Annotated in this window: 27 protein-coding genes; 16 read left to right on the forward strand and 11 right to left on the reverse strand. The window is 38.0% G+C overall.

Features of this window, described 5'->3' with window-relative positions:
* Positions 1–53: 53 nt before the first annotated feature.
* Positions 54–1,520, forward strand: coding sequence for a tagaturonate reductase (locus BKO01S_RS11975; RefSeq protein WP_066053915.1), 1,467 nt, complete (start codon positions 54–56; stop codon positions 1,518–1,520).
* Between the two features lie 13 nt (positions 1,521–1,533).
* Entirely contained in the window at positions 1,534–3,027 is a 1,494-nt protein-coding gene (locus tag BKO01S_RS11980) for a UxaA family hydrolase (protein WP_066053918.1), read from the forward strand.
* A gap of 41 nt (positions 3,028–3,068) precedes the next feature.
* Here BKO01S_RS11980 and BKO01S_RS11985 read toward each other — a convergent pair whose 3' ends face one another.
* Positions 3,069–3,947 carry a MurR/RpiR family transcriptional regulator gene (locus BKO01S_RS11985; RefSeq protein WP_066053922.1) on the reverse strand — a complete coding sequence of 293 codons (879 nt, stop codon included), beginning with the start codon at positions 3,945–3,947 and terminating at the stop codon, positions 3,069–3,071.
* Between the two features lie 227 nt (positions 3,948–4,174).
* Between BKO01S_RS11985 and BKO01S_RS11990 the strand changes: the two genes are divergently transcribed.
* Entirely contained in the window at positions 4,175–5,605 is a 1,431-nt protein-coding gene (locus tag BKO01S_RS11990) for a 6-phospho-beta-glucosidase (protein WP_066053925.1), read from the forward strand.
* 60 nt (positions 5,606–5,665) lie between these two features.
* Here the strand turns inward: BKO01S_RS11990 and BKO01S_RS11995 are convergent, their stop codons facing one another.
* The gene (locus BKO01S_RS11995; RefSeq protein WP_066053929.1) at positions 5,666–5,983 is read right to left on the reverse strand and encodes a hypothetical protein; all 318 of its coding nucleotides are present in this window, start codon (positions 5,981–5,983) and stop codon (positions 5,666–5,668) included.
* 166 nt (positions 5,984–6,149) lie between these two features.
* Between BKO01S_RS11995 and BKO01S_RS12000 the strand changes: the two genes are divergently transcribed.
* Positions 6,150–6,497: a DUF805 domain-containing protein gene (locus tag BKO01S_RS12000; RefSeq protein WP_066053930.1), complete on the forward strand. Its 348-nt coding sequence runs from the start codon at positions 6,150–6,152 to the stop codon at positions 6,495–6,497.
* 55 nt (positions 6,498–6,552) lie between these two features.
* Here the strand turns inward: BKO01S_RS12000 and BKO01S_RS12005 are convergent, their stop codons facing one another.
* Positions 6,553–8,220: a ribonuclease J gene (locus tag BKO01S_RS12005; RefSeq protein ID WP_198158805.1), complete on the reverse strand. Its 1,668-nt coding sequence runs from the start codon at positions 8,218–8,220 to the stop codon at positions 6,553–6,555.
* Between the two features lie 381 nt (positions 8,221–8,601).
* Between BKO01S_RS12005 and BKO01S_RS12010 the strand changes: the two genes are divergently transcribed.
* Entirely contained in the window at positions 8,602–8,853 is a 252-nt protein-coding gene (locus tag BKO01S_RS12010; RefSeq protein WP_157077358.1) for a hypothetical protein, read from the forward strand.
* Positions 8,846–9,343 carry a hypothetical protein gene (locus BKO01S_RS12015; protein WP_157077359.1) on the forward strand — a complete coding sequence of 166 codons (498 nt, stop codon included), beginning with the start codon at positions 8,846–8,848 and terminating at the stop codon, positions 9,341–9,343. Before BKO01S_RS12010 ends, BKO01S_RS12015 begins: the two co-directional genes overlap by 8 nt.
* A 37-nt stretch (positions 9,344–9,380) precedes the next feature.
* Here BKO01S_RS12015 and BKO01S_RS12020 read toward each other — a convergent pair whose 3' ends face one another.
* The gene (locus BKO01S_RS12020) at positions 9,381–9,995 is read right to left on the reverse strand and encodes an acetate uptake transporter (protein WP_066053941.1); all 615 of its coding nucleotides are present in this window, start codon (positions 9,993–9,995) and stop codon (positions 9,381–9,383) included.
* 286 nt (positions 9,996–10,281) lie between these two features.
* Here BKO01S_RS12020 and BKO01S_RS12025 point away from each other — a divergent pair, with 286 nt between their 5' ends.
* Positions 10,282–10,785, forward strand: coding sequence for a GNAT family N-acetyltransferase (locus BKO01S_RS12025; protein WP_232311222.1), 504 nt, complete (start codon positions 10,282–10,284; stop codon positions 10,783–10,785).
* A gap of 51 nt (positions 10,786–10,836) precedes the next feature.
* Here the strand turns inward: BKO01S_RS12025 and BKO01S_RS12030 are convergent, their stop codons facing one another.
* The gene (locus BKO01S_RS12030; RefSeq protein ID WP_066053944.1) at positions 10,837–11,541 is read right to left on the reverse strand and encodes a response regulator transcription factor; all 705 of its coding nucleotides are present in this window, start codon (positions 11,539–11,541) and stop codon (positions 10,837–10,839) included.
* A gap of 132 nt (positions 11,542–11,673) precedes the next feature.
* On the opposite strand from BKO01S_RS12030, the gene lipP1 reads away from it, so the two are divergent.
* The 6 genes from lipP1 to BKO01S_RS12060 all read left to right on the forward strand — a co-directional run bounded on the left by lipP1 (position 11,674) and on the right by BKO01S_RS12060 (position 16,716).
* Positions 11,674–12,621, forward strand: coding sequence for a LipP1 family hormone-sensitive lipase (gene lipP1, locus BKO01S_RS12035; protein ID WP_066053948.1), 948 nt, complete (start codon positions 11,674–11,676; stop codon positions 12,619–12,621).
* Positions 12,622–12,641: 20 nt separating this feature from the next.
* Entirely contained in the window at positions 12,642–14,264 is a 1,623-nt protein-coding gene (locus BKO01S_RS12040; protein WP_066053950.1) for a flavin-containing monooxygenase, read from the forward strand.
* A 108-nt stretch (positions 14,265–14,372) separates the two neighbouring features.
* Positions 14,373–14,960, forward strand: a complete 588-nt coding sequence (locus BKO01S_RS12045; protein ID WP_066053951.1) for a histidine phosphatase family protein — start codon at positions 14,373–14,375, stop codon at positions 14,958–14,960.
* 110 nt (positions 14,961–15,070) lie between these two features.
* Positions 15,071–15,601, forward strand: coding sequence for an AAA family ATPase (locus BKO01S_RS12050; protein WP_439951042.1), 531 nt, complete (start codon positions 15,071–15,073; stop codon positions 15,599–15,601).
* Positions 15,602–16,240 carry a Type 1 glutamine amidotransferase-like domain-containing protein gene (locus tag BKO01S_RS12055; protein WP_066053955.1) on the forward strand — a complete coding sequence of 213 codons (639 nt, stop codon included), beginning with the start codon at positions 15,602–15,604 and terminating at the stop codon, positions 16,238–16,240.
* A complete protein-coding gene (locus tag BKO01S_RS12060) occupies positions 16,240–16,716 on the forward strand; it encodes a GNAT family N-acetyltransferase (RefSeq protein WP_232311223.1) in 477 nt (158 codons plus the stop codon). Before BKO01S_RS12055 ends, BKO01S_RS12060 begins: the two co-directional genes overlap by 1 nt.
* Before the next feature lie 47 nt (positions 16,717–16,763).
* Here BKO01S_RS12060 and BKO01S_RS12065 read toward each other — a convergent pair whose 3' ends face one another.
* Entirely contained in the window at positions 16,764–17,741 is a 978-nt protein-coding gene (locus BKO01S_RS12065; protein WP_066053958.1) for a DMT family transporter, read from the reverse strand.
* A gap of 229 nt (positions 17,742–17,970) precedes the next feature.
* Here BKO01S_RS12065 and BKO01S_RS12070 point away from each other — a divergent pair, with 229 nt between their 5' ends.
* Positions 17,971–18,408 (forward strand): NUDIX hydrolase, encoded by a 438-nt coding sequence (locus BKO01S_RS12070; RefSeq protein ID WP_084362053.1) that lies wholly within the window; start codon positions 17,971–17,973, stop codon positions 18,406–18,408.
* 46 nt (positions 18,409–18,454) lie between these two features.
* Here BKO01S_RS12070 and BKO01S_RS24385 read toward each other — a convergent pair whose 3' ends face one another.
* Complete coding sequence (locus BKO01S_RS24385) at positions 18,455–18,595, reverse strand: hypothetical protein (protein WP_157077360.1); 141 nt, start codon at positions 18,593–18,595, stop codon at positions 18,455–18,457.
* A gap of 71 nt (positions 18,596–18,666) precedes the next feature.
* Positions 18,667–19,023 carry a hypothetical protein gene (locus BKO01S_RS12075; protein WP_066053961.1) on the reverse strand — a complete coding sequence of 119 codons (357 nt, stop codon included), beginning with the start codon at positions 19,021–19,023 and terminating at the stop codon, positions 18,667–18,669.
* 158 nt (positions 19,024–19,181) lie between these two features.
* Here BKO01S_RS12075 and BKO01S_RS12080 point away from each other — a divergent pair, with 158 nt between their 5' ends.
* Together BKO01S_RS12080 and BKO01S_RS12085 are read left to right on the forward strand one after the other, a co-directional pair.
* Positions 19,182–19,466, forward strand: a complete 285-nt coding sequence (locus BKO01S_RS12080; RefSeq protein ID WP_066053964.1) for a hypothetical protein — start codon at positions 19,182–19,184, stop codon at positions 19,464–19,466.
* A 129-nt stretch (positions 19,467–19,595) separates the two neighbouring features.
* On the forward strand, positions 19,596–20,006 hold the full coding sequence (locus BKO01S_RS12085) for an ATP-binding protein (protein WP_066053967.1): 411 nt from the start codon (positions 19,596–19,598) through the stop codon (positions 20,004–20,006).
* Between the two features lie 68 nt (positions 20,007–20,074).
* Here BKO01S_RS12085 and BKO01S_RS12090 read toward each other — a convergent pair whose 3' ends face one another.
* The 3 genes from BKO01S_RS12090 to BKO01S_RS12100 all read right to left on the reverse strand — a co-directional run bounded on the left by BKO01S_RS12090 (position 20,075) and on the right by BKO01S_RS12100 (position 23,005).
* Positions 20,075–21,082, reverse strand: a complete 1,008-nt coding sequence (locus BKO01S_RS12090) for a FecCD family ABC transporter permease (protein WP_066053970.1) — start codon at positions 21,080–21,082, stop codon at positions 20,075–20,077.
* Positions 21,079–22,044 carry a FecCD family ABC transporter permease gene (locus tag BKO01S_RS12095; protein ID WP_066054104.1) on the reverse strand — a complete coding sequence of 322 codons (966 nt, stop codon included), beginning with the start codon at positions 22,042–22,044 and terminating at the stop codon, positions 21,079–21,081. The genes BKO01S_RS12090 and BKO01S_RS12095 overlap by 4 nt, the downstream gene beginning before the upstream one ends.
* Positions 22,045–22,165: 121 nt before the next feature.
* Complete coding sequence (locus tag BKO01S_RS12100; protein WP_066053973.1) at positions 22,166–23,005, reverse strand: ABC transporter ATP-binding protein; 840 nt, start codon at positions 23,003–23,005, stop codon at positions 22,166–22,168.
* Positions 23,006–23,078 lie beyond the last annotated feature (73 nt).

Consider the following 23,078-nt stretch of genomic DNA (forward strand, 5'->3'; position numbering starts at 1 on the left):
GTAGATTTATAACATAAAATGTTAACGTGTGCATTTAAGGGAGGGAGATAATATTGCAAAAGTTAAATCGAAGCAGTTATCCTGAGTCCAAAACATATCCTGAAAGAGTTCTTCAATATGGGGAAGGGAATTTTCTAAGAGGATTCGTAGACTGGCAAATTCAAGTATTAAACAGAGTGGCTGAATTTAATGGAAGCGCTGTCGTTATACAACCTAGAGGGTTCGATAAAATTGAAAGACTGAATCGTCAGGAAGGTTTATACACATTATTTTTACAGGGGATGAAAGAGGGGCGTCCGGTAAATGAATATCAGGTGATAGAATCCATCAGTAGAGGGATTAATCTGTTTACCGATTATGATGAGTACGTCAAATTAGCAGGTAGCAAGGATCTGCGGTTTATTGTGAGCAACACAACAGAGGCAGGTATTGCTTTTCATCCAGAAGACCGTTTGGAGGATCGGCCACAGAAAAGTTTTCCCGCCAAATTGACTGCGTTCCTATACCATCGATTCCATGCATTTTCAGGTGATGTAGACCGTGGGTGTATTATTATTCCATGCGAACTTATTGAGAATAATGGTGAGGTTCTGAAAGAAATAATTTTGAAATACGCTAAGCTTTGGAATTTGGGGGACGAGTTTATCGGGTGGATTCATCAAGCAAATACGTTTTGCTCGAGTCTTGTAGACCGGATTGTACCAGGATATCCGAGCGATACAATAGAGGAGAAAACAAGGGAGCTCGGGTATATTGATGAATTAATGGTGGTAGGGGAGCAGTATCATCTTTGGGTAATTCAGGGTCCGCAATCTCTATATGATGAGTTACCGGTAAAGGATACAGGGTTAAATACTCTCATCGTGGACGATTTAACTCCCTATCGCACGAGAAAGGTAAGAATTCTAAATGGAGCCCATACTGCAATGACTCCAGTTGCATATCTATCTAATCTCGAAACAGTGGAAGAAGCTGTTATTGATCCAGAGGTAGGTATATTCATCAAAGAAATGATTACCGAGGAAATTATCCCCACTCTTGAAGGTGAGCACCATGAGCTTTCTTTGTACGCAGATGAAGTACTTAATCGATTTGCTAACCCTTATATTAAGCATTATTTAATGAGTATTTCCTTAAACTCCAGCTCAAAATTTCAAACAAGGAATATTCCGACTCTCCTAGATTACTTAAATAATAAACATGAGTTGCCAAAAAGGCTGGTCTTTTCTCTAAGCGCACTCATTTATTTTTATCGAGGAAAAAGAGGTGAGGAACCTATCAAACTTCAGGATCAAGTGGGAACCCTTCAATTTTTTTATGATTTATGGAAGCGTTATGATATGCAAGTAATTTCCATACATCAACTAACAGAAGCTGTATTGAGTAATGATCAATTATGGGGGATGGACCTAGCTTCCATTCCGAATTTGATTGATAAGATAGCAAATAATCTTTCACAAATAGAGGAAAACGGAGTACGAAACGTGTTAAAAGAGTTAAATGAAAAAGTCGGTATGTGAAGGAGGGGAACCGATGAAGAAGGTGTTAAAAATACATGAAAACGATAATATCATTCTAGCTTTACAGAACATAAAAGCGGGAGAAGAGATTACTATAGAAGGAATGTCTCTTTTGATAAAAGAAGAGATTTATCGGGGACATAAAATAGCACTAAGAGATATCCTGGAACAGGAGGATATCATAAAATATGGTTATCCGATTGGTCATGCTATCTCATCCATTCGAGCTGGTGAACTGGTCCATACCCATAACACTAAAACAAATTTATCTGGGACGGAGGAGTATACCTACCATCCCGATCAACAGAAAAATCCTTTTGTAAACGAAGATAGAACCTTTAGAGGATATCGAAGAGACAACGGAACAGTAGGGATTCGTAACGAGCTCTGGATTGTACCGACTGTAGGCTGTGTAAACGGAATTGCGGAAAAGATCATAAAGCGTTTTGAAAAACAAGTTGGTGAGGAAAATCCATTTGATAATGTACTAGTCTTAAAGCATAGTTATGGGTGCTCACAGCTTGGAGATGATCACGAGAATACAAAACAGATCCTTTTAAACGCTGTTACCCATCCTAACGCAGGGGGTGTCCTTGTGTTAGGACTTGGATGTGAAAATAATGAACTTCCTGAATTTAAAAGAGCGCTAGGAGATATAGATGAACAACGGGTGAGATTTCTCGTATCACAGGCTGTAACAGATGAAATTGAAGAAGGATTTAAGCTCGTTATGGAAATCTATGAAGCAGCGAAACACGATCATAGAATAGATGTACCATTATCAGAATTAAAAATTGGCTTGAAATGTGGGGGTTCTGATGGGTTTTCTGGTATTACCGCAAACCCACTTTTAGGCAGGTTTTCTGATTATCTTATTGCACAAGGTGGTACCACTGTTTTAACTGAAGTGCCAGAAATGTTTGGAGCGGAGAAAATATTGATGGAACGAGCTGAAAATGAAGAGGTTTTTCATAAGGTTGTTCATTTGATCAACGATTTTAAGGGATATTTTCTTGCACATAATCAACCAGTCTATGAAAATCCTTCCCCAGGGAATAAGGCGGGTGGCATTACGACTCTGGAGGATAAATCCCTTGGTTGTACTCAAAAGGCAGGAACATCTACGGTTGTTGATGTACTAAAGTATGGGGAAGTACTTAAGGTAAATGGGTTAAATCTTCTGAGTGCACCTGGAAATGATTTAATTGCATCAACGGCATTAGCCGCTGCTGGGTGTCATATGGTTTTATTTACAACTGGAAGAGGGACTCCGTTTGGAACCTTTGTTCCAACGATGAAAATAGCTACGAATTCTCAAATCTATGAAACCAAACCTCACTGGATCGACTTTAACGCTGGAATCCTTTTAGAGGAAGATGTATCAGCTGAACAGGTACTCCATGATTTTGTTACCTATGTGACTGAAGTGGCAAGTGGAAAATGGGTTAATAACGAAAAGAATGATTTTAGGGAAATTTCCATTTTTAAAAGTGGTGTTACTTTGTAAATAGGTGCCTGCTTTAACGTATGTTCGTTAAAGCAGGCTTTTTAGTTCTCTTCTAAAACGATACTGCTAACTACTCTTTCTTCAGTACTCTTAGCAATCTTCGTTTTGTATTCTAGATTTTCTTGATAGTTCATTTTGAAAATACAAGAATATAGGACATCCAATATCAAGTGTATGGAGTTATTGGTTGAATAGTAGCCAATTTTTGAATACATTTTTTCACGGGTAGAAATGTATAACGTACAATCTGAAAAGTTCTTTAAACTGTTTTCACTAAGACTAGTTAAAGAAATAATAGGGGTTTTTCTATCCCTCAAAACCTTAGCAATTTTAATAACCTCGTCTGATTCACCTGAGTAAGAGATTAAAATTGCTGTGTGTTTAGGGGTAGAATTGTTAGCGACAAAAATTTGCTCTTCAGGAACATTCATTAATTCTACATGACGATTAATACGAAGCATTTTGTGTTTAAAATCAAAAGCCATAAGCAACGAATTGCTTATCCCATATATATTGATGATATCTGCCTTAGCAAGTAGGTCAGTGGCTTTCCTTAATTCCTCATTTTTTAAAAGTGCCAAAGTATCTTCAATCGTTTCGGTTGCTAAATGACCAATTTTGGAAGCGATGCTCATCAAACTATCTTCTGGTTCAAAAGGGAAATTTGGATCAATATTTGAAAAATGTTGGTTTAAATAGTGGATCTCTTCAAGAAATTTCTCTTTTAACTCATTCCAGCCGCTAAATCCTAATTTTTGTGACAAACGAACAACGGTAGAGGGGGAAGTAAAGGTAGCTTGGGCTAAATCCTTTGTTGACAAGTGCTGGATATTTTCCTTTTCTTTTAGTATATATTTTGCTAGTACTTCTTCGGATTTTGATAATGAGTCCATTGATTCAAGCTTATTTGAGATGATCATAATGTAGTTGTTTTTCTCCTTTTAAAAAGGTATTTCATTTTTTGTTAAGAAAATCGATGGAAAATTAGAATGCCATTCTAACCTGCTTGGAAAGTCTTTCACTTCATGTTTTCTTCCTATACTATATCACTATAAAGTAATGAATGAAATAAACATGAGGCTTATAGGCCACTAGGTTTCGGGCATGATAAGCGGAGTGATTTTAATAGTAAACGGAGGAACAAATCATGGCATTTCAAGAGAATTTTTTATGGGGCGGAGCAGTTGCTGCACACCAAGTAGAAGGTGGATGGAATAAAGGTGGAAAAGGCCCAAGCGTGGCTGATGTTATGACTGCTGGTGCACACGGTGTACCAAGACAAATTACAGATGGAGTTTTAGAAGGAAAGTTTTATCCTAACCATGAAGCAATTGATTTTCATGGCAATTATAAGGAAGATATCGCATTATTTGCAGAAATGGGCTTTAAATGCTTCCGTACAAGTATTGCTTGGACTCGTATTTTTCCAAAAGGTGACGAAGTCGAGCCAAACGAAGAAGGGTTACAATTTTATGATGATATGTTTGATGAGTTATTAAAGCATGGCATTGAACCTGTCATTACGTTAAGTCACTTTGAAATGCCTTATCATCTAGTGAAGGAATACGGTGGTTGGCGTAACCGTAAAGTAATTGAATTCTTTGTACACTATTCGAAAACGGTGATGAAACGTTACAAAAACAAAGTAAAGTACTGGATGACTTTTAACGAAATTAATAACCAAAAAAATACAGCAAATCCACTATTCGCCTGGACATGCTCTGGTCTTCAATTTAAAGAAGGTGAAAACAGAGAAGAAGCAATGTATCAAGCGGTACACCATGAGCTTGTTGCAAGTGCACTAGTGGTAAAAGAAGGCCACAAAATTAATCCTGACTTCCAAATTGGATGCATGGTTTCATTTGTACCTATTTATCCATTCTCATGTCATCCTGATGACATGATGCTGCAAGTAGAATCCATGCATGACCGCTGGTTCTTTGCAGATGTACATGCAAGAGGACATTACGGTGCTTATGCAATAAAAGAGTGGGAAAGAAAAGGCTATAACATTAAAATGGAGCCAGAAGATGCTCAAATTCTTGCAGAAGGTACAGTGGATTATATCGGATTCAGTTATTATATGTCTGATGCAGTAAAAAGCGGTGTAAATCAAGTAGATGAAAATGACGTGGTGGGTTCTAGCTCAAGTGTGAAAAATCCTTTCGTTAAAGCTTCTGATTGGGGTTGGCAAATTGACCCAGTTGGTTTACGATATTCTTTAAATCAATTATGGGAAAGATACGAGCTTCCATTATTTATCGTTGAAAATGGTTTCGGTGCTGTGGACGTAAAAGAAGAGGACGGAAGTGTAAATGATGACTACCGTATTGACTATCTACGTTCGCATATTGAAGAAATGCAGAAAGCAATTGAACTAGATGGTGTTGAGCTAATGGGTTACACTCCATGGGGCTGTATTGATTGCGTATCCTTTACAACAGGGGAAATGAAAAAGCGCTATGGATTTATCTATGTTGACAAAGACAACGAAGGTAACGGAACTTTAGAAAGATCTAAGAAAAAGTCTTTTGATTGGTATAAAAATGTGATTGCAACGAATGGTAAAGAGCTATAATAAATGAAGAAAACTGACCTTGGTTCCATGCCAAGGTCAGTTTTTAATTAAAATGGAAAGTTATTTTCGGACTCTTCTTGATAACAAGGCTGTGTGACCTAACAGGATGCCAGCAACAGCGGAAGCGAAAAGAGTAATAAGTGCAGGTGAGAAAATCTCGAAAACGTGTCTGAAAATATTGGTGCATCCAATAACAAAGCCAAAGACTCCTAGTAAGGAAGTAAGAATCGTAAATTTTATACTCCGAGCAGGGATACTTACAATAGCTCTACCGATTAGCCCCATCAAGAATATGGCAAAGATGAAATAATCACCTGACAGTCCCACAATTAACCCACCAATTCCGAAGCCTAAAGCGCTTAAATACAGAACTTTCATTTTCAACCCTCCCTCAAATACCCCTTAGCTTATATATATTCGCGTGCGTAGAAGAAGGTTTTTAATAGAAAAAATAAATAAGGGAAGATCTAGGGAATAACTCGAAGAAGGTTTGTGCAAAATAATCTATACCTGTTTAGCACACTTCATTTATGGAGGGCAACTTATGCAATGGTATTTGAAAGTACTTAAGAATTATGTTGGATTTCAAGGCAGAGCTAGGAGAAAAGAGTACTGGATGTTTTTCCTATTCAATTTCCTTATCACCATCTTGCTCTCAATTATTGAATCGATGCTTGGTCTTGGAGGTATTCTATCTGCACTTTATGGGTTAGCGGTTTTATTACCTTCGATTGCTGTTAGTGTACGCCGACTGCATGATATCGGGAGGTCTGGCTGGTGGATGCTACTCTCTTTAATCCCTGTAATTGGATTAATCGTGCTTCTCGTATTTGCAGTTCTTGATAGTCAGCCAGGTGAAAATAAATATGGACCCAATCCAAAGGGTCAATAAAAAAAGTAACCACCTATTTTCGAATAGGTGGTTACTTTTTTATATTCAAATTTGCTTAAATTTCAATTATTACTGGCAAAATCATTGGTTTTCTCTTTGTTTGAGTAAATAAGTACTGTCCAACTGATTTTTTAATATTTTGTTTTATAACATTCCACTGACGAACATTTTCAGCTTGTAAATCGTTGACTGTCTTCTTGGTTAAGCGATTGATTTCTCTAATTAAGTCTTCTGAATCCTTGACATATACGAAACCTCTTGTAATTGTGTCAGGGCCTTGGATGATTTTTCGATCTGTTTTGCTAATGGTGATAATAATCACGACCATTCCATCCTCAGAGAGCTGTCTTCTATCTCTAAGGACGATTTCTCCTACATCTCCAACACTTACTCCATCGACATACGTATCCCCGTTCGGGATGCTACGAGTCTGAACAGCAACTCCATTTTCCACATCGACGACATCACCGTTTTTGATAATAAACGTGTTTCCTTTTTCTACACCAACAGACTCTGCTAATAACCGATGATGATGTAGCATCCGGTATTCCCCGTGGATAGGGACAAAATAAGTAGGCTTCATCAGGGTAAGCATGAGTTTTAGGTCCTCCTGATAGCCATGCCCTGATACGTGCATGCCGGTTGTGCTTCCAGACCCATATATTACCTTCGCACCAAGTTGAAACAGGTTATCAATAATACGTGAAACATCCTTCTCATTACCAGGAATAGGAGAGGCTGCTAGAATCACTGTATCGCCAGGGTAGATGGACATATCTCTATAATTTCCTGTAGATAATCGGGAGAGGGCAGCCATGGGTTCTCCTTGGCTTCCGGTACAAAGGATAGCTACTTTTTCAGGGGCCATTTCATTGGCAGATCTAGCATCTATTATCATACCCTCTGGGATATTAACATAACCCCTTTCCATTGCTACTTGGACAACATTAACCATACTTCGTCCAACTAAGGCGAGTTTTCGATTGGTTTTAATCGCGGCGTCCACAACTTGTTGAACGCGGTTTACATTGGAAGCAAAGGTAGAGACAAAGATTTTTCCATCTGCACGTAAAAAAGCCTCATCCATATGGTTTCCTACCATCTCTTCAGAAGGAGTTAAACCTTTTCTTTCAGCATTTGTACTTTCAGAAATTAACACTAGTACACCATTTTTGCCGATTTCGGCCATTTTGTGTATATCAGAATGCTGGTGGTTAGCTGGTGTTAAATCGAATTTAAAGTCACCGGTATGTACCACATTTCCCTCAGGTGTATGGAAGACAATTCCAAGGCAATCAGGAATGCTATGACTAACTTTAAAAAATGAAACGCCAACTTCTCCAAAAGTAAGCTCTGATTCGGCGTGAACCTCGACAAGCTTGGTATCACCTGTTAAACGGTGTTCGTCAAGTTTCAATTCAATCAAGCCTAAAGTAAAACGGGTAGCGTAAATAGGTACATTTAATTTTTTGAGAAAATAAGGAATTCCACCAATATGATCTTCATGCCCATGTGTAACAACTAGAGCACGAATTTTTTCTTTGTTTGCTTCTAAATAAGTAATATCAGGGATGATTAAATCGATCCCTAACAGGCTTTCATCAGGGAACTTTCCTCCACAATCAATAACTATCATGTCATCTTCATATTGAACAACATACATGTTTTTCCCGATTTCATTCACTCCGCCAAGAGCAAAAATCGATAATTTACCTTGATTCATTATAAATTAACCTCCTCTTCCCAATTTAGTTTAGGAATAGTGTTCCCAGTTAGAGGACGGTTATTATTATTTAAAGGGAAATAAACAGATTAATGATGCTTACATAACTGAGTGAAAATTTGTGGAAAATAAAGATATTTAATCAAAGAAGGAGGGGTATTTCTGAATCTCGTTTATATAACCATTACGGCTTGGATGACGATTCTATTTTTTGCCTTACTCCCTCATAAGATCAACAGAGTGTCAAATGTGATTGTTTTTTTTGTGACGTCTATTATAGATATTAATAAGCTATCGTTAAACATTTCAACATTTAATTTAATTAAGCTTAATATTTCTTATAGTAATTGGTTAGCGTTAGTGGTATACAGAGATATAACTATGAGTGTAATCTTATTAATTTATGCTAATGTCTATTTTACAACTAAGGATAAAAGAAAAAGATGGGGAATTACGATTCTTACATTTCTACTATTATTAGGTGGGTCACAGTTGTTAAGGGGATTATCTATGATGGAATATACTGGGTGGACCATTTACTATGAAAGCATATGTATTGGAGTATTGATAGGTATTACTTTTTTAACAGCTCGTTATTCGACAAGATGTGATGGTGGAAAACAACATGGATAATATCATCTATGATCATGCATTTAATTTGAATGAGTGGACTGTTCTGATAATCACTGGACTAGGGTTTACTTTATTTTTCATTCTCCCAAAAAAATTTTCTAAATCTGTTACTGCAGTGAACCTGTTATTTGGGGTAGTCGTTGGTCTTATGTTTGATCATACGATAGCCATCAAACCCATTGATTATTACGATGTAGGAGATGAATCAAAATACCAGTTGTTTGATCTATTTTCATATATTATGTACGCTCCAGTAGGGTACTTATATATCTATTTATACGAAAAGTTAAAATTACCTACAAAAAAATATTGGCTGATTGTTTATATTGTTTTTTGGTCAATTGTTGGGATAGGAGTGGAATGGTTAGGGGTTCTCACCGGTATTTTCCACTATAAAAATGGATATAAAATTACGTATTCCTTTCCTATCTATTTATTTGTTCAAGCCTTTCAAATTTGGTTATACCATTATCTCTTTAAAGAAAAATAAAAGGGAAGCAGCTAATTATTACTGCTTCCCTTCGTAATTATTTGAAAATCCCAAATGGTTTGCCAACTGGAATAAATACTTTTCCAAAATGAGTGTTTAATACCGCAGCAGCTGAGCCATAAAAAGACATGATAGCAATGAGTAATTCTGAAATAGCCGCTACCTTATGGAAGAATTCAGGTGCCACCCCAAGAGTGGATAAAGACAGACCGATGAACAAGAAATCAATAAGAACAAAAATGATAAATAGAACTTTATGTGTTTCCATCGCACCAATCGTCATATATAAGCTAAACAATAAATAGCCAATAAAGGCAATTCCAAGCTGCTTCGGATCAACTGTAAGTGCTGCATTTTCTCCAAAAACACCAAGGTTAATTAACCATGAAGCTCCTACACCGAACCAGAAAAGGGCAAATGCACCGAAAGCGGTTGTGCCGAATGTATTATTATGTTTGGCATCATTGATAGCAGCGAAAAGCTGTGCAAACCCACCTAGGAAAATCGCCCATGGTAAAACAAAGGAAACCCCGTCGGTCCAGCCAAGTTTTTGTGATGATGCAACCAAGGTTACCATAGCTAGTCCAAATAAACCTAAGGCAGAGGGATCAGCCGTAACGACTTGGATTTTTTGTGTTTGATTTTGATTCATGTTGAAATGTTCCTCCTAATTTAAAAACATACTTATATAAGATACAGAATTTAATCCAACACTTCAATGGAAAAAAGAATATGTAAGCGAAGTTTTCATCTTGACTTGTAAGAGAAAACATGAAGGAGGGACGTTTTTCGCTCCTCCACTAAGATACCTCTATTTTTTCTCTAAATTCTTCATTTTACCCATATGTATTCTAATGATGTTTTCTTTCTAGTCCTTATCTTTCCATATATAATAAGAGATACAAAAGAGGCAGGTAATAATCTGGGGGAGATTACAAATGATAAACATTCGCTTACTTAATGAACACGATGCAATAGCATACAAAGAAAAGAGAATAGAAGCATTACAAATTCATCCTGAGGTATTTAGCTCAAGTGTAGAGGAAGAATTGGATTATTCATTAGAAGTACATGCATCAAGACTTCGAGCTTCTAACGCGTATACATTTGGTGCTTTTGAGAAAGACAAACTTGTAGGAGTAGTTACACTTGTCATAGAAATGAAAAGAAAGCTCATGCATCGGTCAGATATATTTGCGATGTACGTAACTCCTGAAGTAAGAAGATTAGGTGTCGGGAAACAATTGATGGAGGCCGCAATCGCTCAGGCAAAAGAATTGGATGAGGTTGAACAGGTTTATCTAACGGTTTCAACAAATAACACGGCAGCTAAAAAATTGTATGAGTCTGTTGGGTTTGAAATAATCGGAAGCGATCCTCGATCCATGAAAATCGGCAATAAATATATTGGAGAGGAGATGATGGCTCTCTATTTGAAGTAAGAAAGCGAGGATTACTCGCTTTCATTTTTTTATTAAGCGCTTACAAGAGTATTATGAAATAATACCCCTTCGAAACAATTCTCCAACTGCATGTGAGCGGTTGTTTGCTCCGAGCTTTTTTATTGCTGTTTTCACGTACTGCTTGACAGTCAATTCACTAATGTTCATAGAATCAGCCATTTCCTTGGTACTTTCCCCTTGTGAAATTCGTTTCATCACTTCTAATTCTCTTTTACTTAATAAAGTAGGAGTATCCGTTTCTACAGCACTCTGAAGATATTTACCGATTAGTTTTCCGTATAAAGAAAGTGAAGATAGTATTTTCTCGTCGAAAACAACCCCTTCCTGAAATTCCGTTGAGCAAATGTATCCAACAACTACAGGGCCAAAACAAATGGGTACGACCAACATAGAATCTACATTTGAAGGAAAAACGTATCTACTGCTAATTTGTTTTAGGTGTTCAACACCCGAGCAATATTTTGCCTCGCGTTCTTTAATGGATGAGTGGATAATGGGGAGAGCACGAATATCGTCCCTGATCTCTCTGATATGTATGAGCTGTGTAGAAGTTAATTGGATAATTCCTTCCCCTAAATACCCTAAAGGGGAGTAACGAAACAAGAAAGCATTTCTAGTTGGGAAAAGTTTTAAATAGATGTCGAGAATAAGATAAAGCTGTTCCTCATGACTAGCTTGAACTTCAAGCTTTCGAACATGTTCTAAAACGGAGTAATGGGTTGGTATAAAAATCATCTCCTTTTTAGGAAGTATCTATATCTAAAATTGGGAATATTCAAATTATACAGAAAATATTACGATAAAGGTAGCATATTAAGAAGGAATTTCTAAATATGTAAAAATACCTATTGGAGAGGAAGATGTCAGATGGCTAATTTAGATCCACAAGCAAAAGTTTACTTAGAAGCGTTCAATCAATTGCCTGCCCTTCACTCAATGGAAGCACAAGCAGTAAGAGATTTGTTTGCACTAGTACCACCAGTAGAAGTAGAACTTGCTCTGTTAGCAAGAGTTGAAGATAGATTAATATCAGTTGGAAATGATACAGAAATTAGTGTGCGAATTTATACACCAGAAGGAGAAGGTCCTTTTCCCCTTTTTGTTTATTACCACGGAGGTGGTTGGGTAATAGGGGACTTAGAAACAGCGGATGCTAGTTGCCGGATGTTAGCAAATAAGACAGAGCGAGTCGTTGTGTCAGTGGATTATCGTCTTGCTCCAGAATACAAGTTTCCAGTTCCAGTAGAAGATTCATATGCCGCGCTGAAATGGGTGAAAGAACATGCAACGGAAATAAATGGAAACGCTTCCAAAATGGTGGTTGGGGGTGACAGTGCCGGAGGAAATCTTTCAGCAGCCATGACCCTCCTTTCTAAAGACGAGAAAGGGCCAGAGATTGAAGGTCAAATTTTAATATATCCAGTAACAAGCCTAACCTATGATACAAAGTCATATTTTGAGTTTCAACAAGGTTTTGGATTAGATCGGGACTTAATGATTTGGTTTGGAAACTATTATATTAACGGAGAAGAAGATACGAAAAATAAGCTTGCTGCTCCGTTAGAAGCTGAGGATGTATCTGGTCTCCCTCCTGCTTACGTGATAACGGCGGAATATGATGTGTTGCGAGATGAAGGGCAAGCCTATGCTGAAAAATTAAGAAAGGCAGGAGTTCAGGTTGAAACGATCTGTGAAGAAGGGCTTGTACATGGTTATTTTACGAATATGGCCGTTTTCCCAGACAGAATTAAAGCTTCCATCTCAAACATTGCTGAATTTTTAAATAAGATAAATAAAGAGGTTCGCCAGACATAAAAAGAGTGGAGGGGAATGAAATGAGTTCAACAAAACCATTTGATGCAGTCGTTGTAGGTGCAGGCTTTTCAGGATTGTATATGCTGTATCGATTAAGAGAAGCAGGGTTTTCAACAGCAGTATTCGAAGCCGGAGATGGTGTCGGAGGAACTTGGTATTGGAATCGTTACCCAGGTGCTCGATGTGACTCTGAGAGCATTTACTATAACTATACGTTTTCGGAAGAGTTATATAATGAATGGACATGGACTTCGAGATATCCCGCTCAGCCAGAGATTTTACGTTATTTAAATTTTGTAGCAGATAAATTTGATCTTAAAAAGGACATCCAATTTAAGACACGGGTACAGTCTGCTCACTATAACGAAGATACAAAGAAATGGGAGATACAACTTGATAACGGCACAAATGTGACAGCGAAGTACTTTATTACCGGGGTTGGATGCCTTTCTGCAGCGAACCTACCTAAATTCAATGGATTAGAAAACTTTAAAGGGGAATTCTACCATACCGGACATTGGCCACATGAGGGAGTAGACTTTAAAGGGAAGAGAGTGGGTATTATTGGAACTGGATCAAGTGGAGTCCAGGCAATCCCAGTAATTGCACAAGAAGCTGAACATCTAACTGTTTTTCAACGTACTCCTCAGTATAGTGCTCCTGCTAGAAATCACCCATATAGTGAAGAGTATTTAGAACAGGCAAAGAATAACTTTTTAGAAATCAAAAAGCAGATGAGAGAATCAGCAGGTGGTCAGCCGGCGATTCCACCAGATAAATCTGCATTAGAGGTTACGCCTGAAGAAAGACAAAAGGTCTATGAACACGCATGGGAAAATGGTGGGTTAGGGCTTTTTGCCGCTTATTATGATATAACGATAAACGAAGAGGCAAACGAGACGGTTGCCGAGTTTATCCGAGGGAAAATAAAAGAGATAGTCAAAGATCCAGAAACGGCTAGTAAGCTTCTACCAAGCTATTATTATGGTACGAAACGTCCAATCATTGATACGAATTATTATGAGACGTTTAATAGGGATAATGTATCTCTTGTGGACGTACGGAAGAATCCAATTGAGGAGATTACCACTTCAGGCGTGCGTACATCTGAAGAAGAGGTTGAATTGGATGCACTGGTCTTTGCGACAGGCTACGATGGAATGACAGGGCCTCTTCTCAAGATTGACATTCGTGGGAAAGACGGTATTTCCCTGAAAGAGAAATGGAATGGGGGAGCTTCTACTCGTACGTACTTAGGAGTAGCTAACGCTGGTTTTCCTAATTTCTTTATGATTACTGGTCCTGAAAGTCCATCCGTATTAAGCAATATGCCTGTTTCGATTGAGCAGCATGTGGAATGGATTGGAGACTGCATCGAGCATTTTGAGAAGCAGGGTGTTGAAACGATTGAGGCAGCTGTTGAGGCTGAAGAATCTTGGAGCAAGCATTGCCGAGAAGTAGCAGAAGCAACGCTCTTTACAAAAACGGATTCGTGGTACACAGGTGCTAACATACCTGGAAAACCGCGGGGATTCTTAATATATTTAGGTGGTGTCGGTGCTTACCGAAAAAAATGTGAGGAGATCGCAGCTAATGGGTACGAAGGTTTTACCATAACGTTAACGAACCAAACTGTTGGGTAGTGCGAAAAAGAAGAGATTAAGAAACACATAATCTCTTCTTTTTTAGTAGGGAAATAGTTTTTTCCTGTCGAATTAGAAGGTATAGTAGGAATCAAGGAGGCAATCTAAATGCAAATACTACTAATACGACATGGACAATCAGAGGCTGACTTACTTCATGTACACGAAGGAAGCGCAGATTACCCATTGACAGAAGAGGGAATTAGACAATCGGTAAAGATGGCGGTCCGGGTAAAAAGGGAATTCCCACCTCAAATGATATGGGCAAGTACATATAAGAGGGCAGCCAAAACGGCATCCATTTTAGCTGACGCAATAGGTTGTCCAATTGAATATGTTTATGAGCTGCGTGAGCATGACAATGGGGAAATGGCAGGAAAGCCACTTGATGAGATTCCTTTTCCCTGGCACCTGCTACCTCATGAAAAGTTTGGTGGATATGGGGAATCAGCAATGGAATTTCGAGCTAGAGGAGAACAAGTCTTTTCACAAATTCTGGCGGCTAGTAAAGAGTATAATCGTATTGCCATTGTTACACATGGAGGAATGATTTCAAGAATCCTTGAGAGCTTCTTGAATGTCCCCTTTGCACAAAAATCTTTTTTTAAGACAGATGATACCGGGATTCATCTATTAGAGATCACCGAAAATGGCAAACTCGTGTTGTTTGCGAATAGTTCTTTACACATAAAGTAGAGAGATTCGAAAGGGTGCTTTTTGGAACTCTTTTTTCCTATTACCTCCGAGCCTTTCATCGTATAATGAATCTATGATGTAGCTTTGAAAGAAATAGCGGAGTGATGGAAATGCAATATAAAAAGATACATATTATCGGTTCTGTCGGGAGTGGCAAAACAACTCTTGCTAGAAAACTATCAAAAGATTTACATATACCGCATTACGAATTAGATAATGTTGTATGGAAAAGATTTCAGACAGGTGATGTAAGGAGATCTGAAAGAGATAGAGATGCTTACTTAATGAATATTGTAAATAGTCATTCTTGGGTGAATGAAGGGGTTCATTACCAGTGGGTGACTGAAAGCTTTGTTGAGGCAGAGCTAATCATTTTTTTAGATACTCGGTATTCCAAGCGTACTTATAGAATCATCAAAAGATTTTTCCTTCAGCAACTAGGGATTGAAAAATGCAATTACAAGCCTTCCTTCTCAATGTTCATGCGAATGTTTCGGTGGAATACATATTTTGAAAAAGTTAGTAAACGAGAGATTATCGAGCTATTAAAAAAATTCGATGACAAAGTGATAATCATTCGAGATAGCACTGAATTACAAACTTATTTAACGAAGATGGAACAGAGGGAGGATATGGTGTAAATGTTAGTCCTACTCAGTGAAATCAATAATCCCCTTAATCCATCATTAGTTTTTCGACTAAGAGAACTAATAGGTGAGGGTTCGTTTACTCTAGGGTATATTCCTTCACAAACGGATAGGGATCGAATCTATTTTAATAAAAGTAAAGATTTTTTTACGTCAATTGGAATTAATAATTTCGTATACTTTGATGTGGATGAGGAATACGATGAGCGTCATATCGATCAGTTGTTATGTTGTGACGGAGTGTACCTATCAGGGGGAAATACGTTTTCTTTCTTAAATCGATTAAAAGAGCGCGGCTTACTTGAAAAAATCCGACAAATGGTGGAAGCAGGGAAACTTCTAATAGGAGTAAGTGCTGGTGCCATCATAATGTCTGACACGATTAACATGGCAGAATATATTGATCAAAATGCCGTTGGATTGGAAGATTTACATGCTTTACAATTGGCACCATTTGAGTTTATGCCGCATTGGGTGAAGCACCAATCACAACTAGGGAAACTTCAAGAATACTCGGCTCGCACGGGAAAAAAGATTTACGCTTGTTATGATGGAGATGGAATAATTATCACTGCTGGTGAAATCAATGGGTATGGGAGTATTGTAGAAATAGGTGTGAGGGAGAAACATTAGTGGAATTTAGAGAAACACAGATTAGAAAATTGGATGTTACAAACAAAGAAGTAGCTGAAATCCTATTAAAGCTACAAGTCCCTTCATACATGGTGGAGGCAAAGTTGATTAATTTTTATGATATTCCTCCGCTTAAGGATACAGTGGAAACTCTTCAGAATTGTGGAGAGGAGTTTTTTGGCTATTTTATTGACGATGATCTTTGTGGTGCTATAGCTTACAAAATGGAAGAAAAGACATTGGATATACACAGGTTAATAGTTCAACCCAATCATTTTAGAAAAGGGATAGCCAATCAGCTTCTAAGCTTCATTGAAGAGCAAGTGGAGGGCATTGACACGATCATTGTTTCAACAGGATCTGAGAATAAACCAGCTGTTGAGTTTTATCTGAATAAGGGGTTTACTATTGAGAAATTGGTACAAGTGAATGAGCAGTTGTCACTAACATGTTTTGAAAAAAAGATTGCCAGGTAGCTATTTCTACCTGGCAGTTTTGGTCTAGGTTATTAAACCTAGGTTCTTTATGAAAATGTCTCTTTTTTAACATTTATGCTTGGTTTAGGGCTTTTTTTCGATAAAAAGCTATGCAAAAGCATGCCGAACATGACGATAAATAGTCCGATTGTTGCAAGTGTACTCGGTAATGGGGTGGATAAAAGGATGACTTCCCCCACAATGACAAAAATGACTTGAGTCGACTGTGTTGCTTCGACCGCTGCGAGCTTGTCGTGGTTATCTCTTACACGATCGGTAGCGATGAAGAATAATGTCGTGGCAATCACTCCAGAGGAAATGGCAACAATGAATGACTGTACTATTTGATCGGTTGATGGCGGCCCAACTTGAACATATCCAACTCCAGCAAGCAGTAGCCAGAATGGAAGACTCGCCAGGGTCATACCAAATACCCGCTGAAAAGTATCCAATTTCCCACCACAAATATCCATCATTTTTCTATTACCCAGTGGGTAACAAAAAGCCGCCACGAGGACAGGAAAAGTGCTTGCTATTACAACCTCGAAGGTTAAACTTTGAGCGTGCTGCCATTGTATCAGTACAACACCTATTAGAATGAAAAACGAAATGAATAAGGCCTGTATCGGAATTTGCTGTCGAACCTTGATTGGACCATTCTTTGACTCCACCGTTTTATAAAACAGTGGACCCAGAAATACCCCGGCCACAATGGTAAGTGGCCAAGTACCAGCAACGAGCCAGCCGGGACCAAATGCGGCAGCAAAGGTTATAGGCGCATAAAATAATACAAAGCCTACAAAGCTCCAAAAAATCCAGGGAAGAGGATTGGAAACCATCTCCTGCCACATATGTTTTAGATTTCTTCTAAACATTACAATGATTAATAAAAAGGGTACCATAAAAATGTATCGTAACGAGGAACTCCATAGCCAACTGCCTCCAGATAGCTCCATCGATCGATTCAATATAAATGTGACAGCAAAAAACAACGAAGCTAAAATCCCTAATGTAATTTCTTTCATATGTGCACATCCTCTCAAACATTAACCACATTATAATATATAATTCTTATATAATACCATAACATTCCAAATTTTTGGAGAATTCACTTTCCCAAGTGGTTAATGGTAAATTTAAAAAAGGGATGTTATATGTACAAGTTTCTCTTTAAGTTTATACACATATGATGGTTGGTGAGTAAACCATTTATGTTTGCTAGGTATACATAATTGCAGAAGGTGGAAGGTTCAGATGGAAATTTTGGTCTTCGGTCAGAAGGTTACTAATCTTGGGTATAAGACGAGAGTTGGTGTGTATGGCATCATTCTCAATGAAAATAGGGATCAAATTTTGCTTATCCGTACGATTCGTGGAGGGTACTTTTTACCTGGTGGAGGGATTGAGGAAACAGAGAATCATGAGGAGTGCCTACATAGAGAAATGCTCGAGGAGACAGGATTTCTCGTAGTAGTGGGGGAGTACCTTGGGCAGGCTAAAAAATATCATCTTGCAATGGGGAAAAATCCAACCTTGAGCCATGCGCATTTTTACTTCGCTACACTTTGTGAAAAGGTGCAAGAGCCGATTGAGATGGATGAGGAACCTATATGGGTGACTATAGATAAAGCAGAAGAATTATTATTTCATGAACATCAAGTATGGGGAGTAAAGCAGGCAATTAATAAATAGAAGAAAAAGACTGCTTTTAACAGTCTTCTCCAGTGTAGATTTTTAGTTAGCTTTGTTTTTGATTATTATGAATGGGTACATTCTTCGGTGATTTTGGGAAGCCTTGTTTTCCCTTTCCAGGTCCTGTTAGTGTGTTTCTCTCATCCAGAACTTTTCCGCTATATTCAATAGGTCTTTCATCTGCCATTATTTTCACCTCCCATTATAGGGTGAGTGATTATGGTTGTTTAGATACATACTTTTCGAGTTATTAATTTCTTAATCATCTAAGTACTTTAAGTACTCGTAGTGGTCTGTTGGTACAGATTTAACGACCTCTCCAGCCTCATTATGGTAGATCTCGTATTCTCTGAATGTTTCAATGATGTAACCATCCACGAGTTCTGTTTTTTCAAGCTTTAGTTCTAATGAAGCAAGAACAGCTTCTTCCTCATCATTTTCTACATCAGAATTTGCTTCTGTTGTTTCGGAAGTGTCAGAATCATCAACGGACGGAATAGAAGGGTACATGTTAGTTGGTACGTTTGGATGAGTAAGGGTCGAGTTTGGAGATTCCATATAAGCTACCAGGGTTATAAGGGCAAATACACTAATGAGATACATATATTTTTTCATAATGAATAACTCCTTCTCACTATATATTAAACTATATGCAAAGCTGTTATAAATAGACCAAGCTGTTGGCCTTCAAAAGGATAGGGACGCCATAAAACTAGAACAAACAATCCTGCATATATATAGAAAAAGAGTTTAGAGGTAAAGGAGATGGGTAAATGATTATTACTTTTGCTGTACTGATATCAGTTTTTATTTTCTTTACTACTGTTCGAACCTTAAGAAATAGAAGTTGGAGTTTAATATGGTCTTCCTTTGGATACGAAGATTATTTTAAGATGATGGCAAAGCTCAAAAATAAGGGGATTTCTTGTAAAGTTGAAACACCATATAGAGGTATAAGTACACGATCGGATCGTTATAAGGACAATACTCAATACGATATTTATGTTAAAAAGGGAATGGAACAAGAGGCAATCGCTGCATTACAACAAAATCATTAAGATGGGTGGGAGGATCTTTTTAGAAGTTCTCCCTTTTTGTGTTTTTAGGCTGACTAACAAAGGTTATTGTTGGTTCATAATAGAGGAAAGTATAATATGGTGTGTATAAGGGAAGTGAAATAGATAAACATGCAAAAGTCAATCCAGATTTCAACATATGAAGAATACGAGACCCTCGAGCGTGAATTGGAGCATTACATAGAAGAGTATCAATCAGAGAATATACATCTCGTTATGTACTCTATACGAGAAGCGGTAAACAATGCATTTGAACACGGGATAAAAAACAATTCATTACTAGCTATTACCGTTACAACTCAAATAAGTGATAGTATGATGATTGTAGAAGTCGAGCATAATGGAGACGGTTTCAATTACGAAGAAAGAGTACTATTATTGGAAGATCCTGATCAATATTTTATGGAAATCTTGTCGAGTAGTAGGGGAAGAGGAATAGCAATCATGAAAAAGTGTGCAAAGCAAATCTCCTACTCTGAGGATGGACGAAAACTTACATTACTTTTTGAGCTTGAAAAATGAATTCCCTTTAATCCTTTATGTTAAAAACCATATGAAAAGACCCTCTTCACACAAAAGAGGGTCTTTGTTTATTTTTTTAAAAGAAGATATAGGAAATAAGGAGCACCAATTAGGGCCACCATGATCCCGGCTGCAATGCCTTCAGGTTCAATGATATTACGTCCAATGGTATCAGCAAATAATAGCAACCATCCTCCAGCTAATAGAGCCACTGGAATAAACAATTGGTTTCTTGGTCCAACCATCGCTTTTGCCATATGTGGAGCCATTAAACCGATGAAGCTTATGCCACCTGTCACGGAAACGGCAGAAGCAGCTAACGCAACAGCTGTGGTTAATAAAATGATTCTTTCCTTTTCAATGGAAATACCTACTCCAATGGAGATAGATTCACCTAAGGCTAATATATTAATCCGATTTGCTTTGTATAAAGTAAAGGGAATTAACACAAGTAACCATGGGAGAATAGCCCACACAAATGGCCAATCTGTTCCCCATATATTTCCTGCCAGCCACTTAGCAATAAAGTCTACCTTCGCTCGTTCCGCAGATGAAATGAGGACGATCATGGCTCCAGAAAGTGCCATTGAGAAACCAACACCTACTAGTACCAATCGCATTGGCTGAAGACCAACACTTTTCTTGTAAGATGAGATATAAATTAGTGCTGATGTAATGATGGCTCCTAAAAATGCAAGGATCGGAATTGCATAAGCAAATGTTGCTGCATCGATAGGTGCAAAAAGGAAAAAAACGGTTATCGCTACACCAGCCCCAGAATTAATCCCGATGATGCCAGGATCTGCTAAATCATTTCGTGTAATTCCTTGCAGAATGGCACCGGATAAAGCAAGAGCCATGCCTGCTAACAATGTAATGACAATCCGGGGAAGGCGGATATCAAAAAGAATAAATTCTTCCTTAAATGACCCATATCCAAATAAGGTAGGAAGGATTCGATCATAGCTAACAGAAGAGTAACCAAGACCTAAACTTACAATCATGGTACCTAAGATAAGTACGAGCAGAGCTATTACAATGGCTCTTTGTTTTTTTATAATATTCTGGTGAATCATGAGAATTCTTTCCCTCCTTTACGGATGATAAATAAAAAGAAGGGGAGCCCCATCATAGCAACAATGGCTGCCACTGGTGTTTCGTATGGCGTGTTTAGCGTTCGCCCAATCGTGTCCGCTAGAAGCATAAATGTCCCTCCAACAATAGTGGACATTGGAAGAATCAATCGGTAGTCAGTTCCGACTATTGTACGAACAATATGGGGTACCAGTAAACCGATAAAAGCTAGATTACCAGCTAAGGCTACAGCTGCTCCAGAAAGAACGATGACAATGACAAACAAAAAGGCTTTTATACGAGTCGTGTTTTGTCCTAAACCTACCGCGACTTCTTCATTTAAGCTTAGAATGGTTAGTTGCCTAGAAAGGAAAATGGCAATAATAATTCCAATCATAATGACAGGGACTACTATTTGAAGTTGTCCCCAGTTGGTTCCGATTACTCCTCCAGCTGTCCACATGGAAACATCTTTTGAGATTTTAAAGAGGATAGCAATGCCTTCAGTAATAGCAAAAAGAAAGGCAGATATTGCTGATCCTGCAAGAACGATACGGATGGGGGAAAATCCACCTTTTTTTACTGCACTTATACCAAAAACGAGCAAAGCTCCAACAGACGCACCAATAAAACAAGCGAGCATAACCCAGTAGTAATTGGCAGATGGTAGTAAAGCAAAAGTAATGGCTAATCCTGCATTCGCTCCTGCGGTAAGACCCAACAAGCCTGGATCAGCTATTGGGTTTCGTGTCATTCCTTGCATGATTGCCCCAGACACAGCTAGTGCCGCCCCAACCACTATTGCAGCAATTTCGCGTGGCAATCGAATTTCTTGTAAGATTAATATTTTTTCACTGGTCTGATTAGATAATAAAGCAAGCCAAACATCCTTGAAAGTGGTATCGGCAGCACCGAAAACCATTGCAATTCCAAACATAAGAATAAATAGAATGAGTGCAACCATACATTTGAAGAAAAACGATATCGCTTTGTTATTATGTATCAATCCATTCACCTCGCTTTTTAAATATCAAAAGAAAAAGAGGAATTCGTCAATGAATTCCTCTACAACGTAGTACCAGTAATTAAACACTAACAGGAATAAGATTAGTAACCGAGTGTTTTTCTTGTATGGAATTCCCTTTAAATAAGTTGTAGGTTATACACATTGGTTTATTTGTTCGTGGATCTCTGCCGATTTCAGCATCAATTTGAAATACTTCACGCAATACGTCACGTTGTATCACTTCTTCACATGTACCCGCTTTTACAATTTCTCCTGCTTTTAAGGCAATCAAATGGTCTGCAAATCGAGCGGCTTGATTCAAGTCATGTAACACCATGACAATCGTTCGTCCTTCATTTTGGTTTAATTCTTGTAAAAGCTCTAGAACCTCGAGCTGATGAGCCATGTCCAAATAAGTAGTAGGTTCATCTAGGAAAATAATATCTGTTTCCTGAGCAAGTGCCATAGCAATCCATACCCGTTGTCTTTGACCGCCAGAAAGGGCGTCAACAGGTCGATATTTAAACTCAATTGTACCTGTGGCCTCAAGAGCCCAATCAATCACTTCATAATCTCGTTTCGTCAAACGACCAAACCCTTTTTGATAAGGGAAGCGACCATAACTGACGAGCTCGCCAACCGTTAGGCCACCAACACTTTCAGGCGACTGGGGGAGTATGGCCATTTTTCTAGCTAACTCTTTGGTATGCTGCTTAGCAATGTCCTCTCCATCTAATAGGACTGTGCCAGCTTGTTGAGAAATAATCCGTGTAATTGCTTTAAGTAAAGTCGATTTTCCACAGCCATTGGAACCAATAATGGTGGTGATTTTATTATCTGGTATATGGATACTGAGGTTTTTTACTATCGTACGTTCTCCATAAGCAACGGATAGTTGGTCTGTATATAAGCGAACCATTGGAAACCTCCTTATATAAAAATTAATTAATTGATAATGATTATCAGTATCGATGTTTTAACTATAAAACGCA

Source organism: Robertmurraya korlensis NBRC 107688, assembly GCF_001591645.1.
Classification (GTDB): Bacteria; Bacillota; Bacilli; order Bacillales; family Cytobacillaceae; genus Robertmurraya_A.

What these genes read in the sequence shown, in the direction of transcription:
- BKO01S_RS11980 (WP_066053918.1), top strand. Translation starts at nt 1,534, where the DNA reads ATGAAGAAGGTGTTAAAAATACATGAAAACGATAATATCATTCTAGCT.
- BKO01S_RS11985 (WP_066053922.1), bottom strand. Translation starts at nt 3,947, where the DNA reads ATGATCATCTCAAATAAGCTTGAATCAATGGACTCATTATCAAAATCC.
- BKO01S_RS11990 (WP_066053925.1), top strand. Translation starts at nt 4,175, where the DNA reads ATGGCATTTCAAGAGAATTTTTTATGGGGCGGAGCAGTTGCTGCACAC.
- BKO01S_RS11995 (WP_066053929.1), bottom strand. Translation starts at nt 5,983, where the DNA reads ATGAAAGTTCTGTATTTAAGCGCTTTAGGCTTCGGAATTGGTGGGTTA.
- BKO01S_RS12000 (WP_066053930.1), top strand. Translation starts at nt 6,150, where the DNA reads ATGCAATGGTATTTGAAAGTACTTAAGAATTATGTTGGATTTCAAGGC.
- BKO01S_RS12005 (WP_198158805.1), bottom strand. Translation starts at nt 8,220, where the DNA reads ATGAATCAAGGTAAATTATCGATTTTTGCTCTTGGCGGAGTGAATGAA.
- BKO01S_RS12010 (WP_157077358.1), top strand. Translation starts at nt 8,602, where the DNA reads ATGAGTGTAATCTTATTAATTTATGCTAATGTCTATTTTACAACTAAG.
- BKO01S_RS12015 (WP_157077359.1), top strand. Translation starts at nt 8,846, where the DNA reads ATGGATAATATCATCTATGATCATGCATTTAATTTGAATGAGTGGACT.
- BKO01S_RS12020 (WP_066053941.1), bottom strand. Translation starts at nt 9,995, where the DNA reads ATGAATCAAAATCAAACACAAAAAATCCAAGTCGTTACGGCTGATCCC.
- BKO01S_RS12025 (WP_232311222.1), top strand. Translation starts at nt 10,282, where the DNA reads ATGATAAACATTCGCTTACTTAATGAACACGATGCAATAGCATACAAA.
- BKO01S_RS12030 (WP_066053944.1), bottom strand. Translation starts at nt 11,541, where the DNA reads ATGATTTTTATACCAACCCATTACTCCGTTTTAGAACATGTTCGAAAG.
- lipP1 (WP_066053948.1), top strand. Translation starts at nt 11,674, where the DNA reads ATGGCTAATTTAGATCCACAAGCAAAAGTTTACTTAGAAGCGTTCAAT.
- BKO01S_RS12040 (WP_066053950.1), top strand. Translation starts at nt 12,642, where the DNA reads ATGAGTTCAACAAAACCATTTGATGCAGTCGTTGTAGGTGCAGGCTTT.
- BKO01S_RS12045 (WP_066053951.1), top strand. Translation starts at nt 14,373, where the DNA reads ATGCAAATACTACTAATACGACATGGACAATCAGAGGCTGACTTACTT.
- BKO01S_RS12050 (WP_439951042.1), top strand. Translation starts at nt 15,071, where the DNA reads ATGCAATATAAAAAGATACATATTATCGGTTCTGTCGGGAGTGGCAAA.
- BKO01S_RS12055 (WP_066053955.1), top strand. Translation starts at nt 15,602, where the DNA reads ATGTTAGTCCTACTCAGTGAAATCAATAATCCCCTTAATCCATCATTA.
- BKO01S_RS12065 (WP_066053958.1), bottom strand. Translation starts at nt 17,741, where the DNA reads ATGAAAGAAATTACATTAGGGATTTTAGCTTCGTTGTTTTTTGCTGTC.
- BKO01S_RS12070 (WP_084362053.1), top strand. Translation starts at nt 17,971, where the DNA reads ATGGAAATTTTGGTCTTCGGTCAGAAGGTTACTAATCTTGGGTATAAG.
- BKO01S_RS24385 (WP_157077360.1), bottom strand. Translation starts at nt 18,595, where the DNA reads ATGGCAGATGAAAGACCTATTGAATATAGCGGAAAAGTTCTGGATGAG.
- BKO01S_RS12075 (WP_066053961.1), bottom strand. Translation starts at nt 19,023, where the DNA reads ATGAAAAAATATATGTATCTCATTAGTGTATTTGCCCTTATAACCCTG.
- BKO01S_RS12080 (WP_066053964.1), top strand. Translation starts at nt 19,182, where the DNA reads ATGATTATTACTTTTGCTGTACTGATATCAGTTTTTATTTTCTTTACT.
- BKO01S_RS12085 (WP_066053967.1), top strand. Translation starts at nt 19,596, where the DNA reads ATGCAAAAGTCAATCCAGATTTCAACATATGAAGAATACGAGACCCTC.
- BKO01S_RS12090 (WP_066053970.1), bottom strand. Translation starts at nt 21,082, where the DNA reads ATGATTCACCAGAATATTATAAAAAAACAAAGAGCCATTGTAATAGCT.
- BKO01S_RS12095 (WP_066054104.1), bottom strand. Translation starts at nt 22,044, where the DNA reads ATGGTTGCACTCATTCTATTTATTCTTATGTTTGGAATTGCAATGGTT.
- BKO01S_RS12100 (WP_066053973.1), bottom strand. Translation starts at nt 23,005, where the DNA reads ATGGTTCGCTTATATACAGACCAACTATCCGTTGCTTATGGAGAACGT.